The sequence below is a fragment of the Bradyrhizobium prioriisuperbiae genome, assembly GCF_032397745.1.
In the GTDB taxonomy this organism is placed as follows: domain Bacteria; phylum Pseudomonadota; class Alphaproteobacteria; order Rhizobiales; family Xanthobacteraceae; genus Bradyrhizobium_A; species Bradyrhizobium_A prioriisuperbiae.
Genome location: NZ_CP135921.1, coordinates 13,096 through 25,750 on the forward strand (window position 1 = coordinate 13,096; position 12,655 = coordinate 25,750).

Genomic DNA, 12,655 nt, shown 5'->3' on the forward strand with positions numbered 1-12,655 from the left:
CGCATGAGCGTCAGCGATATGCGGGAACGATCTCGCAATGCCCCCCGGGTATCGCTCCGCTCACCCGGGCTACATTCGGCAACGCTCTCCGTCACTCCCCCAACCCATGCGCGATCACCTTGCGCATGACGTTGGGTAGCGCTTCGTCCGCAAGTGTGGCGATGCTGACCCAGCGCATGCCGTCGGGCGCGCGGGTGCGCGGCGGCAGCGACGTGGTGTAGACCACGAGTTCCAGCGGAAAATGTGTGAACACGTGTGTCACTACGCCGACCTTGCGCTGCCAGCGCGAGGCCTCCTTGAACACGGGCGCCTGTTTTCGCGCGGCGGTGTCGTCATGACCGGCGAGCCAGTCGGAGCTCGGCACCTCGGTCATGCCGCCGAGCAGGCCCTTCTCCGGCCGCGTGCGCACCAGCAGTTCATGGCCGCGCGTCACCACGAACGCGGCGCCGCGGCGCAGCTCGCCGGTCTTCTTCGGCGCCTTGCGTGGAAACGTCTCCTGATCGCCACGCGTCAACGCGGCGCAATTGTCATTCAGCGGACACAGCGAACACGCCGGCTTCTTCGGCGTGCAGATAGTGGCGCCAAGATCCATCAGCGCCTGGGCACTGTCGCCGGCGCGCGACGGACCAAGCAACGTGGCCGCAAGCCGCTGGATCTCCGGTTTCGCTTTCGGCAAGGCGTCTTCGACCGCGTACAGCCGCGACACCACGCGCTCGATGTTGCCGTCGACCGGCATGGTGCGGCGGTCGAACGCGATCGCGGCGATGGCGGCAGCCGTATAGGGCCCGATACCCGGCAGCGCGCGCAGCCCCTCCTCGGTATCGGGAAAGACACCGCCAAACTCGCGCGCCACCACCACGGCGCAGGCATGCAGGTTGCGCGCGCGTGAATAATAGCCGAGCCCGGCCCACATGCGCAGGACATCGTCGAGGCTGGCGCGCCCCAGCGCGGCCGCGGTCGGCCAGCGTGCGGTGAATTTCTCGAAATAAGGCCCGACCGCCTTGACCGTGGTCTGCTGCAGCATGATCTCGGACAGCCAGACACGGTAGGGATCCGTGGTCTCGCCCGGCAGCGCGCGCCACGGCAGCCGGCGGCGATGCCGGTCGTACCAGGCGAGCAGCAACGCGGCCCGATCGGTGCCGCCAGTGGACGGACCGGATGGTTTCTTTCGCTGGAGCGTCGCGCCTGATAGACTCATCACACTATGTATGCAGCACGCCGATCGATGAACAAGCCCGGACCGATCACCGCCAAACCGTTATCCGTGCTCGCCGGCAAGGCGATCAACGACGTGTTCGCGCGCCAGGGCTTCGCCTCGCGCGAACTGGTGACGCGCTGGGCCGAGATCGGCGGCGCCGAGATCGCCAAACATACGCAGCCGCTGAAGATTCAATGGCCGCGGCCGGTCGAGGGCCAGCCGCAGGAACCGGCAACCCTGGTGCTGCGGGTGGAAGGGCCGATGGCGCTGGAAATCCAGCACACCTCCGATGTCATCATTGCGCGGGTCAACCGCTTCTTCGGCTGGAACGCGGTCGGCCGGCTGGCACTGCGGCAGGCGCCGCTATCGCGCCCGCTCAGGCCCAAGCGGCGCCCCCCGCCCGACGCCGCGGAAGTGGCCAAAGTGGCCGAAACGCTGACCTCGGTGGAAGATGACGATTTGCGGACCGCCCTGGCCCGGCTCGGCGCCTCGATCAAGCGGAAGTGAGATTTCGCGTTCACTCCGGTTCCGGCGCGCCATTGCCATAATTCTCGTTTCAAGTTAGCGAACGTGCGAGTTTTCAGCTTCTTGACCGCCGTTTCCGGAGCACGCCTTTGACCCTCACGCGCCGCGCTTTTTCAGCCATTCTGTCGATGACCGGTCTCGCCGCCCTTGTGGGCGTCTCTCCCTGGCGCCTGATCGGTCCTGCGTCCGCGCAGAGCCAGGTCGCCGCCGACGTGGCCAAGCCGAGCCCGCTCGGCGACATGGCGCTGGGCGCGGAGAACGCCTCCGTCACCATCATCGAATACGCCTCGATGACCTGCCCGCACTGCGCGGCCTTCACTCTCCAGGTGTTTCCGAAGCTGAAGTCGGAATACATCGACACCGGCAAGGTGCGCTTCATCTTCCGCGAATTCCCGCTGGACCTGAAGGCCGCCGCCGGCTCGATGCTGGCGCGCTGCGTCGCCAAGAGCGATGCGGAGAAGTATTTCGCCGTGGTCGACACCCTGTTCAAGCAGCAGGCCGACTGGGCGATGAACAACACCGTGGAATCCCTGAAGCGGATCGGCAAACAGGCCGGGCTGAGCGAAGACAGTTTCAACGCCTGCCTGAAGGATCAGTCGACGCTCGACGGCATCAAGGCGACGCAGGAATACGCCGCTGACAAGCTCAAGGTGAATTCGACCCCAAGCTTCTTCGTCAATGGTACCCTGGTAAAGGGCGAGACCTCGTTCGAAGGTTTCGAGAAGCTGATCAAGCCGCTGCTGAAGGCCTGAGTCAGCGTCGGCTATCCCTTGGGTTCCCGATCAGATCACGGCCGCGCAAGCGGCCGTCTTGCTCTAAATAGCTGAAAAATTGTGGATAAAAGGCTTGGGATAAAGCCCAGGGAATCCACTCGCCCCGGTTGCCCTCGCAACGTGGCGTCGCCATTGTCGGTCGCTACAGGCCGCCGTCAGCGACTCAGTTACAATGGGGTCCAGGTGCGCTATCGCCTTGGCCCGGCAGGGAGATTTCCAGACCCCTGCCTACTAGAGCAAAGTGTCCATGAAACTCACTCGCCTTCGCCTTCACGGTTTCAAGTCGTTCGTCGAGCCCACCGATTTCCACATCGAGCCAGGCCTCACCGGCGTGGTCGGGCCCAACGGCTGCGGCAAGTCCAACCTGGTCGAAGCGCTGCGCTGGGTGATGGGCGAGACGTCGCACAAATCGCTGCGCGCCACCGACATGGATTCGGTGATCTTCTCCGGCTCCGGCAATCGTCCGTCGCGCAATCATGCCGAAGTGGCGATGACCATCGACAATTCGGAGCGCAATGCGCCCTCGGCGCTGAACGACCAGGACATTCTGGAGATCACGCGGCGGATCGAGCGCGAAGCCGGCTCCGCCTATCGCATCAACGGCCGCGACGTGCGTGCGCGCGATGTGCAGATCCTGTTCGCGGATGCCGCCACCGGCGCCCGATCGCCCGCCCTCGTCCACCAGGGCAAGATCGGCGAAATCATTCAGGCCAAGCCCGAACAGCGCCGCCGCGTGCTGGAAGACGCCGCCGGCGTCGCCGGTCTGCATGCGCGCCGCCACGAGGCTGAACTGCGCCTCAAGGCGGCTGAAACCAACCTCACCCGCGTCGAGGACGTGATCGGCCAGCTCGCCGGCCAGATCGACGGACTGAAGCGCCAGGCGCGGCAGGCGATCCGCTATCGCGAGGTCGCCGCCAAAGTGCGCAAGGCGGAGGCGATGCTGTTCCACCTGCGCTGGATGCAAGCGCATGCCGACATCAACGACACCGGCCAGACCCACGACCTCGCCGTGCGCGAGATGGCCGAGCGCACCCGCGAGCAGGCGGAAGCCGCACGCATCCAGGCGATCCGCGCCTCCGAGCTGCCGCACCTGCGCGAGAGCGAAGCGCGCGCCGCCGCCGGCCTGCAGCGCCTCACCAATGCCCGCGAACTGCTCGACCGCGAGGAAGAGCGCGCCAAGGAGCGCGTCAGCGAACTTGAGCGGCGCCTGACCCAGTTCGGCTCCGACATCGAGCGCGAGCAGCGCCAGTCCTTCGACGCCGACGTGGCGCTGGAGCGGCTCGACGCTGAAGACACCGTGCTCAAGGACGAGATCCGCGCCCGTGTCGAAAAGCGCAGCGGCGCCGACGAGCGCGTCTCGGACGCGGAAGCGACGCTGGCCGCGGCAGAACGTACCTTCTCCGAACTGACCACCGCGCTTGCCGACGTCACCGCCAAGCGCACCCAGCTCGAAGCCAATGTTCGCGCCCACCAGAGCCGCGTCAGCCGGCTCGACCAGGACATCGCCAATGTCGAGGCCGAGATCGCCAGGCTCGCCCAGGAAACCGGCGTGTTCGGCGACCTCGACGCGCTGACCGCAGCGATCGAGACCGCGCAGCATTCGCTGGCTGACGCCGAGACCGCGACCCGCGTCAACGAGTCCGCCCATGTGGTGGCGCGGCAGACGCTGGAAGGCTCGCGTTCGCCGCTGGTCGAGGCCGAGAAGCGCGTGCAGCGGTTGGAGACCGAAGCCCGCACCATCTCCAAACTGCTGGACGGCGAGACCAAGAACCTGTGGCCGCCGATCATCGACGGCGTCACCGTCACCAAGGGGTATGAAAAGGCGCTCGGCGCCGTGCTCGGCGACGATCTCGACGCACCGGTCGATCCGGGCGCGCCGATGCGCTGGACCGATATCGGCGTGCTCGAGGGCGATCCCGCCCTGCCCGAAGGCGTCGAGTCCCTCGCCGCGCATGTGAATGCGCCGGCCGAACTGGCGCGAAGGCTGGCGCAGATCGGCGTCGTGCCCAAGGAGCGCGGCAACGATCTGGTCGGACAACTCAAGACCGGCCAGCGGCTGGTGTCGCTGGAAGGCGACGTCTGGCGCTGGGACGGCTTTGTCGCCAGTGCGCACGCGCCCACCGGCGCAGCACGACGTCTGGCACAGCGCAATCGCCTGGGCGAGATCGAGGCCGAGCTGGAAGACGCCCGCTTCGACGTCGCCGCCAAGCGCGAAGCGCTGGAGATCGCCGAGGAAGGTCTCAAGACCGCCGCCTTCGCCGAGACCGCCGCCCGCGACGCCTGGCGCGCCGCGCAACGCGAAGCCGATGCCACGCGCGAACGCCATGCGGCCGCCGAGCGCGAGATCAACCGCCACGCCGCCCGCAAGTCGGCGCTGGATGAGGCACAGCACCGCATCCATGCCGATCGCAGCGAGGCCCACGCGTCGCTGGAAGCGGCCGCGGAATCCCTTGCCGAACTGCCCGAAAGCGCGGAGACCGAAGCCCGGCTCGCCACCGTGCGCGAGGACATGGACGGCCACCGCCGCTTCGCCGCGCAGGTGCGCGCCGAAGCCCAGGCACTGGCCCGCGAAGCCGAACTCGCCGACCGGCGCGTTCAGGCGATCGTCGCCGAGCGCACCGAATGGGCGACCCGCAAGGACAGCGCCGCCTCCCAGGTCGCAACCATCGAAGCGCGCATCACCGAAGTCACCCGTGAGCGCGCCGAACTCGAGAACGCGCCGGAAGTGTACGCCGAAAAGCGCCGCGGCCTGATCAGCGAGATCGAGATCGCGGAAGCGGCACGCCGCACCGCGGCCGACGCGCTGGCCGAAGCCGAAACGCTGATGGCGCAGACTGATCGCGAAGCCCGCGCCTCGCTGGAAGCGTTCTCCGCGGCCCGTGAAGCCACCGCGCGCGCCGAAGAGCGCATGGAAGGCGCCAAGCGCCGGCTCGAAGACATCGAGCGGGAAATCCGCGAGATGCTCGAGGTCGAGCCGCAGGCGATGTCCGGCCTCGCCGAACTCACGCCGGAGATGGAACTGCCGCCGGTCGCCGAGATCGAAAGCGACCTGGAGAAGCTGCGTCGCGACCGCGAGCGGCTCGGCGCCGTCAACCTGCGCGCCGAGGAAGAGCTGCGCGAAGTCGAGACCCAGCACGGCACCCTGGCCACCGAGCGCGATGATCTCGTCGAAGCCATCAAGCGGCTGCGCCAGGGCATCCAGAGCCTGAACAAGGAAGCCCGCGAGCGGCTGCTGACCTCGTTCGACGTGGTCAACGCCCACTTCAAGCGGCTGTTCACCGAACTGTTCGGCGGCGGCGAAGCGGCACTGCACCTGATCGAAAGCGACGATCCGCTGGAAGCGGGCCTGGAAATCATCGCCAAGCCGCCCGGCAAGAAGCCGCAGTCGCTGTCGCTGCTCTCGGGCGGCGAGCAGGCGCTGACCGCCATGGCGCTGATCTTCGCGGTGTTCCTCACCAACCCGTCGCCGATCTGCGTGCTGGACGAAGTCGACGCGCCGCTGGACGACCACAACGTCGAGCGGTTCTGCACCCTGCTGAACGAGATGACGAGCACCACCGAAACCCGCTTCATCATCATCACCCACAATCCGATCACCATGGCGCGGATGAACCGTCTCTACGGCGTCACCATGGCGGAACGCGGCGTGTCGCAGCTGGTCTCGGTCGACCTCGAAGGCGCCGTCGAGATCCTCGACAAGAACGTGGCGTAACGAACATCAAATGTAGCCCGGGTGAGCGAAGCGACACCCGGGTTTCCTTGCACGGCCCACCCCGGATATCGCTGCGCTCATCCGGGCTACGCGTTCGGAGGCGCGGCGCATGGCATCTCATCTGCCACCCGGCCTTACGGCATCGCTTGCACGGCTTACTCAAGGCCTGTCGCGCCGGGATTTGTCCACGCGCGCAGCCAGTATTTCCGCAACCTATCGCAGTGGTGGAAGCTCGGCCGTCATCCGCAGTGACGGCGATGCGCTGGCCTACGCACTGGCGCGAATGCCCGCGACCTATGCGGCCGTCGCCGCCTGCCTCGCCGCACTCAACGAAACCCGCACCGACTTCACACCGGCAAGCCTGCTCGATGTCGGAGCCGGTCCGGGGACCGCGACATGGGCGGCCGCGGAGGCCTTTCCGCAACTTGCCGATTTCACCTTGCTCGACGCCAACCCGGCCCTGCGTACACTGGCGCTTGCGCTGGTCGATGGTGATCCGCGTCTCGGCACGTTGCGCTACGACGCCGGCGACGCGCGCAAGGCACTGGCGAGTGCCGGCGATTCCGATCTCGTGATTGCCAGTTACGTTATCGGCGAACTGCGCGACAACGACCGCAGCAATTTTGCCGACGCCCTGTGGGCGAAAACGCGCGACACCCTGCTGGTGGTCGAGCCGGGCACGCCCGCAGGCTACGGCCGCATCATCGACCTGCGCGCCCGGCTGATTGCCGCCGGCGCGCATCTCATCGCGCCCTGCCCGCACGACCAGGCCTGCCCGCTGACGTCGCCGGACTGGTGCCACTTCACCCAACGGCTGGCACGCTCGCGCGACCACAAGCAGGTCAAAGGCGCGGAGGTGCCGTTCGAGGACGAGAAATTCAGCTATGTCGCGCTGGCGCGCTCACCACCGACGCATCGCCCGACGGCCCGCGTGCTGGCGCAGCCGATGGTCAGCAAAGTGGAGGTGACGGCCAAGCTGTGCAGCAACAACGGCCAGGCAGCGCTCGCCAAAACGCCACGACGCGACAAGGCCGCCTACGCGTTGGCCAGGCGCCTGAATTGGGGCGATGCAATCGGCGCGGGTGAGTGATCCAACGACCAATATTTGCGGTATTTCGCCCGGTTGCCACGCGCCGCCAAATACCTATTCTGGCTGCCAGCATCGGGCTCATCCGTGCCATTGGAGGACGACATGTCGGTTGACGGAAACTGGAAGATCACCATGAGCACACCGATGGGGGATCGCGACGCGACCCTCGCTTTGACCAGCGCGGGCGGCACGCTGACCGGCAGCCAGTCGGCCGAAGGCAACTCCGCCGAGATCTTCGAGGGCACCGTCAACGGCAACGACGTGGCCTGGAAGGTCGATATCACGAGCCCCATGCCGTTGACCCTCGCGTTCACCGGAAAGGTCGATGGCGATGCCATCGCCGGCGAAATGGGCGTCGGCTTCATGGGCAGTTTCCCGTTCAAGGGCAACCGCGCCTGAGCGTCAGGCCACCCGCATGCGCGACGCCACATGCGGGACGGATCGTTGCAATAAAAAAAGCCCGGATGTCGCATTGCGCGCATCCGGGCTTTAATTTTTCGAGATTCTAGAATGCGTGACGCAGCCGTCCCGTGACCTGATGCGCCACCGCATCCTGGGTGCCGACAATGGCGTCGTAGTTCAGCGACACCGTGGTCAGCGGACCCAGCTTGCCGGACACGCCGGTGCCGAAGATGCCGAGATCGCGCGAGCCGATTCCGGTGGTGGTGGTGAAGCTGCCGGGGAACGAGGCGTCGACGAACGAGGCGGTGATATTGCGTACGCCATCGCGGAATTCATGCTGCCAGGCCAGCCGCACCTCCGGAGTGATGGTGCCGCCGTCGAACCGGTAGTCATAGGCGAAGCGCGCACCGAGACTGGAGCGCAGTGAGTCCGACTCATCAGAACCGACCACCAGCGCCGCTGGTCCGGTTTCGGCAAAGCCCGGCAGCCGGACGTTGATGTACTGCACGCCGATTTCCGGCGTCACCAGCCAGTTGCCGAAACGCAAATCCGTGCCGATCGTGCCGCGCGCCGCATAGTGCGTGCCGCTGAACGACGACAGGTTGGCGCTGCCCAGCGCCACGCGGGTGTTGTCGTAATCGCTCCAGCCATAGAGCGCCATGGCGGTGGCGAACCAGCCGGCCCCCTGGTAGCTGCCATAGACACCGGCAGTGCCGGTGTTGATCCCGGTCTTGCTGCCCAGGCTGTCGAGATCGCCGGTGGTGCGGGCGAAGCCACCGAACACACCAACCAGCCAGCGATCGGCGATACGCCAGTCGGTGCCGATCACAACGTTTGCGGTGGTCGATTTGGTCGCCGGCGCATCGGTGCGCGCGCCTTGGCGAGCGAACGTCAGGCTGCTGTTGACGAACAGGCCGCGATCGGTGTCGGCGATCTGCGGCACGCCGCGGATCGGCGCTTTTGCGTAGCTGAGCGCGGAGCCCGCATCGCCGCCCATGCCCGGCATCACCGCGCCGAACGCATCGGCTGCGCTGCCGTCGACGCCATTCGCGAACGGCCGGTCGAGCGACCCGCGCCGCGAGAACAGACCGTCATTGAACATCGCCATCGCGGCACTGGCGCCGCCGAGATTGACGCTGCTGCCGTTGAGACGCGCGTCGGTGAGATGCTGACCGACCAGCGAGGTGGCCTGCTGCGCGCCGGCAATGCCGAAGCGCGCGAGGCCCTGGTACGCAGCCGGCGACAGCTGCGACAGCGCCGCGCCGACATCGGGCGCCGAGGCCACGGAATCGATCAACGCAGCCATCGCGGGGCTGGCGGCAATGGTGGTCGATCCATTGTCAAACAGCGTCGCAACGCCGAGCCCGGAACCGCTGGTCGCAAACGATGAGAACGAGCGTACCATGCCGGTGACGACTTCGAACGAGGTGTAGAGCGTGCCGCCGATATTGACGGTCTGTCCCGCCAGCAGAGCGGCGCGCTTGGCTTCGCTCAGGCCCACCTTGTTGTAGTCCAGGGTATCGGTGCCGACGCCGCCGTCCACCAGGCCCTGGATGCGCGAACCCGGCATCACATGCAGGGTGTCGTTGCCGCCTTCGAGGTTCACGGCACGGCCGGTGTTGCCGATGATGGTGCCGTAGTTCCACAGCACGTCGTCGCCTTCGCCCATCTGGATCGCCGAGCCGTCGCCGCGAATGAAGCGCGCCGAGCCGGTGCCGGTGTAGGTAACGCCGTTGAGCGTACCGACCGAGTTGGTGTCGATGCTGCCATTGCCGAGACGAACAATCGCGGTGGGATCGGGGATCGCACCGTTGCCGATAATGGTGCCGCGGTTGACGATGGTGTCGTTATCAGCCGCGGTGCCGGTCTTGTTCTCGAGCCGGATGGCGAAGCCATTCTGGCCGACAATCAGGCCACCGATATTGTTGGTGATGGTGGTGGCGGCGAGACCGCTGCGTGAGCCATCGGCATTGGAGTCGTTGTTGACCACGATGGCGTAGTTGGCGCCGCTGATGGTGCCGTAGTTGGTGATGGTGCCGCCGCCGATCGAAATGCCTTCGCTGTTGTTGGCGCGGCCGCCCTTGTCGAACCCGCCGGCGCCGGTGCCTTCGATGGTGCCGTAGTTGGTGATGGTCGCCGCGAAATCGACATCGACGCCGTCGCCGTCACCATCGCCGACGCCCGCATAGGCGCCCGTGATCCGGCCATAGTTGATGACGGTGCCCGTGCCATCCGAGCCGACACCCGACCCGTTGCGACCCGTGATGGTGGCGCCGGCTTCGTTGGTAACGCTAACACTGGCATCGGAGGTGATGCCGTGGCGGAAACCGGAGATCGTGCCGCCGGCGTGGTTGATCACCGTGCCAGCATTGCCCTGCAGATCGATGCCATCGGAGCTCGCGCCCGAGCCGACGATGCCGTTGGCGAAGATCGTTCCCCAATTCTCGACCACGCCATTCTGCCCGGGCCGCACCGCGTCGTTCCCCGTCGCGGTGATCAGGCCGCCAGCACGGTTGATCACGACATTGCTGGCGGATCCCGCGATATCGGTCCAGTCGATCGCCTGGCCGGTTCCAGTCGATGAAATTGTGCCGGAATTGTCGATCAGGAACGACCCGGCCGTGGTCTTTCCGCCGCTGGCGGTCACGCGGATGGTGTCGTCTTGCGACTGGATCGTTCCACCGGCGTTATTGAACACCTGGAACGAGGTCACCAGGGACAGATTGCCGGTGATGTTCAGGTTGATCGCGCGATTTGCCGACGCCGTGGAGTCGATCAGTCCGCTGTTGGTGATCACGGTCGCGCCGGCACCGGGCCTGATCACGTCGCTTCCTAGCGCCCGCAGGATGCCGGTCGCGCCGTTGTTGATCTGGACGGTGCCGGTGCTCGAGGTATTGCTGGCGAAATCGAACACCTGCCCCGTCGCCGAGACGATCGTCCCGGAATTGTTGATGACGACAGTGCCGTTGCCGATGCTCGTGTTGAGACGGAATGCATCGTCGGTGGTCGAAATCAGCGCGCCCACCAGATTGTCGAGGGTGATGTTGCGCGGCGTGGCGCCGCCGGTCACGTCCAGACCACGATTGGTCGAACTGATCGTGCCGGAGTTGCTGATCTTGATGCCGGGCGCATTGGAGGCCGCCGAGGAGGTGATGGACGTGCCGGTGACCGACAGCGTGCCGCCCGATTTCACCGTCAGAGTATCCGTCCCGGACAGCGATTTCGCCGCCGTATCCGTCGTTCCAGCGTTGACCGTAAAATCGGTCGCATGAACCGCGACCGAACCCGCGCACACACTCAGGCAAGCCAGCACCAGCCGGCTCGCCCCATATCGCCACCCTGTCATTGAAATCAGACCCCAACCAAAAGTAACTGCCCGGTTAAGGTCTTAGTTTTCGCGGATGACAGCTGGATGACAGCAACCAGATCATCCGATGACGAGGATTTGCGGCCTACGGAATCTCGTAAACCAGCGCATCATCGGTGATGCCGCGCAGCGCCGCGCGCTGCTCGAGCGGGCACAGGCCGGCCTTCTCCAGGATCTTTGCGACATCGCTATCGGCCACGACCGGCTTGGTGGCGAAGATCGAGCGGGACTTCGCCAGCCCCTGCACTCGCGCCGCCATGTTGACGGTCTGGCCGAAATAATCCTGGCGATCGTTGAAGGTCACCGCGAGGCAGGGCCCTTCATGGATGCCGATCTTGAGCAGCAGATCCTCGTTGCCGCGCTGCTCGTTGATGGTCTGCATGGCGTCGCGCATCCGCAGCGCCGCGGCCAGTGCGCGGTCCGGCGTCGAGAATGTCGCCATCACGGCATCACCGATGGTCTTGACCACCGCACCAGCCTCGGACGCCACGATCTTGTACAGCACGCTGAAGTGCTGGCGCACCAGGTCGTAGGCAACGAGGTCGCCGACCTTCTCGTAAAGCTCGGTCGAGCCTTTGAGGTCGGTGAACAGGAAAGTGAGGCTGGTGATCTTGAGACGCTGGTCGACGTCAAGCGTATCGGTGCGGTAAATGTCGCGGAAGGTCTGGTTGGTGAGCAGGCGCTTGGCGGTGAGGAACGGCTTGCGCTTGCCGATCATGTCATGCAGCACCTGGTTGGCGACCCAGACGCTGGGCAGCACGCGCCGGTTGGTGCGATTGTCGAACGTCAGACGCAATGGACCGGGTCGCAGCTCCATGGTGCCGGTCGGCGCCTGCACCTGGTTGAACACCATGGTCAGCGCCTGGCGCTCTCTCGTCGGCTCGCCCTTGACGTCGATGAACTGGGTGGCGTGGGTCACCGGATCAAACACAATGATGAATTCAGCCGGCAGCTGCAGCGAAAGCAGCGCCTTCTCGCCGGCCGGCAATTCCAGCGCCTCCATCGCGAAGTCGTCGAAATGCTGTTCGAGGTCCTCCGGCAGATCCATGCCGGAGCCCCAGAAGATCTGCCGGCAATATTCGATGAAGGGCAGCGCGTCGGGACTATGTGCCGCGATCTTGCGCACCCGCGGATTGATCGTGAAGGTGACCTCGACCATCTCGTCGAGGGTCGGCTCATAGGCCGCCGCGCACAGCGAGCAGTCGTACTTGTCGTGGTCGAAGGTCTTCAGCGTCGCGCCGGCGTCGAGCACACCGCCGCAGCCGGGACACAGCATATTCCAGGACAGATCGAACAGACCGATCCGCGAGGCATGCAGAAAGGCGGCGATCGCATGTTCGACATCAACATCGGCCGCAGCGGCAAAGTCCAGCACATTGATCCGGCACAGGGCTCGGTCGGAGCCTTCCCGAACCAGCCGGTCGATGGCCTCGACAGAACGGCCATCGGCGGTCTGCCGCAGGATATCGAACAGGGCCTTGATCTCGCTCATGGCCTATATGTCGCGCAAAACGCCAGAGCAGGGAAGCGCAATCTCCATGACGCGACATCACGGCCGTCACGATTTTGCGCGACTGGCGCCGCCAAA

General features: G+C 65.8%; 8 protein-coding genes. 5 read left to right on the forward strand and 3 right to left on the reverse strand.

Features of this window, described 5'->3' with window-relative positions:
• Window positions 1-91: 91 nt before the first annotated feature.
• Complete coding sequence (mutY, locus tag RS897_RS00065) at window positions 92-1,198, reverse strand: A/G-specific adenine glycosylase (protein WP_315834589.1); 1,107 nt, start codon at window positions 1,196-1,198, stop codon at window positions 92-94.
• A gap of 27 nt (window positions 1,199-1,225) precedes the next feature.
• Here mutY and RS897_RS00070 point away from each other — a divergent pair, with 27 nt between their 5' ends.
• From RS897_RS00070 to RS897_RS00090, 5 genes are all read left to right on the forward strand, one after another.
• Window positions 1,226-1,705, forward strand: a complete 480-nt coding sequence (locus RS897_RS00070; RefSeq protein ID WP_315834590.1) for a DUF721 domain-containing protein — start codon at window positions 1,226-1,228, stop codon at window positions 1,703-1,705.
• A 107-nt stretch (window positions 1,706-1,812) separates the two neighbouring features.
• Window positions 1,813-2,475 carry a DsbA family protein gene (locus RS897_RS00075; protein WP_315834591.1) on the forward strand — a complete coding sequence of 221 codons (663 nt, stop codon included), beginning with the start codon at window positions 1,813-1,815 and terminating at the stop codon, window positions 2,473-2,475.
• Window positions 2,476-2,743: 268 nt separating this feature from the next.
• Window positions 2,744-6,208: a chromosome segregation protein SMC gene (smc, locus tag RS897_RS00080; RefSeq protein WP_315834592.1), complete on the forward strand. Its 3,465-nt coding sequence runs from the start codon at window positions 2,744-2,746 to the stop codon at window positions 6,206-6,208.
• 109 nt (window positions 6,209-6,317) lie between these two features.
• A complete protein-coding gene (locus tag RS897_RS00085; RefSeq protein WP_315834593.1) occupies window positions 6,318-7,298 on the forward strand; it encodes a small ribosomal subunit Rsm22 family protein in 981 nt (326 codons plus the stop codon).
• Between the two features lie 102 nt (window positions 7,299-7,400).
• On the forward strand, window positions 7,401-7,697 hold the full coding sequence (locus tag RS897_RS00090; protein WP_315834594.1) for a hypothetical protein: 297 nt from the start codon (window positions 7,401-7,403) through the stop codon (window positions 7,695-7,697).
• A gap of 106 nt (window positions 7,698-7,803) precedes the next feature.
• Here the strand turns inward: RS897_RS00090 and RS897_RS00095 are convergent, their stop codons facing one another.
• Together RS897_RS00095 and RS897_RS00100 are read right to left on the reverse strand one after the other, a co-directional pair.
• Window positions 7,804-11,046 carry an autotransporter family protein gene (locus tag RS897_RS00095; RefSeq protein ID WP_315834595.1) on the reverse strand — a complete coding sequence of 1,081 codons (3,243 nt, stop codon included), beginning with the start codon at window positions 11,044-11,046 and terminating at the stop codon, window positions 7,804-7,806.
• 106 nt (window positions 11,047-11,152) lie between these two features.
• A complete protein-coding gene (locus RS897_RS00100) occupies window positions 11,153-12,559 on the reverse strand; it encodes an adenylate/guanylate cyclase domain-containing protein (RefSeq protein WP_315834596.1) in 1,407 nt (468 codons plus the stop codon).
• Between the last annotated feature and the right edge of the window lie 96 nt (window positions 12,560-12,655).